General features: G+C 82.4%; 1 pseudogene. It reads left to right on the forward strand.

Annotation, left to right across the window (positions count from 1 at the left end):
- Nucleotides 1–284: pseudogene (locus JNW98_RS35435) on the forward strand (M23 family peptidase); the annotation flags it as partial.

Raw genomic sequence — 284 nt, forward strand, 5'->3', positions numbered from 1 at the left:
CGCCCCGGCGCACGCCACGTCCGACGCGCCCCAGGCTGCACCCGCTGCACCCGCCGGCCCCGCCGCGTCCGAGGGATCCGACGGTTCCGACGCCGGCGAGGCCCTGCGCGCCCGCATCCTCCAGCAGGCCGACCACCGGCGGGAGGCCACCACCACCGAGGCGGCGCACGAGACGCACGAGGCGCAGGCGCGGGCGGCGGCCGACGCCCAGCGGATGGCGGCGGCGAAGGCCACCGCCGAGCGGAAGGCCGGGACCGCGGCGCAGGCGGCGCACGCCGCGGCCG

Origin of the sequence: Streptomyces huiliensis, assembly GCF_020037025.1 — a bacterium.
In the GTDB taxonomy this organism is placed as follows: Bacteria; Actinomycetota; Actinomycetes; order Streptomycetales; family Streptomycetaceae; genus Streptomyces; species Streptomyces huiliensis.